The organism is Vibrio sp. SCP2, from assembly GCF_059295395.1.
This window is the reverse complement of the sequence record NZ_JCAFVV010000027.1, coordinates 1-625: the sequence shown is the minus strand read 5'-3', so window position 1 is coordinate 625 and position 625 is coordinate 1. Positions and strand designations below refer to the sequence as shown.

The following is a 625-nucleotide window of genomic DNA, read 5'->3' as shown; positions in this document are numbered from 1 at the left end:
CAGTGACCGCAGTGTGGGACTCGTGGTGAGCAACTACACCGATACACTGGGTAATGTAGGCGATGACAACACCACATATGCTTTACCGATCACCCCGACTATCGCGATTGGTAGCATTAATGGTGGTAATACCGTAAACGCTTCGGATGCAGCGGCGGTGGCTATCACAGGTAGCAGTACGCGTTTTGCAGCGGGAGAATCGTTAACGGTTCAAGCGAGTGACACGAACGGTGGCAAAACCCCAGAAACGACCGTCAATGTATCCGGTGATGGTAGCTGGAATGTGAACCTAGGCATGAGTGCGCTGCAAGACGGCCAAATTACCGTGACGGTAAAAGGGGAGAACAACCTGAATGCGGTGGCGACGCCGGCGACAGGCACGGTGCAAATGACCCGAGCGAAGCCAAGCTTAACGGCGGCGAGCTTTACTCCGGGTTACCAAGCCATTGGTCAAAGCGTTGATGTGAGACTGGAGTTTGATAAAGAGCTGCAGTCTGCGACCGCGACTTTGGGCGGCACGACCATCAGTTCACTGGCGGCGACGGCAGACAAAAAAGTGTGGACAGGTAACGTCATGGTACCGAGCAGCAGTGACCGCAGTGTGGGACTCGTGGTGAGCAACTAC

At 54.9% G+C, this 625-nt stretch carries 1 pseudogene; it reads left to right on the top strand.

The features are described 5' to 3' along the window. Window positions 1-25: 25 nt before the first annotated feature. Window positions 26-625, top strand: a pseudogene (locus tag AC5O63_RS22375) (tandem large repeat); the annotation flags it as partial.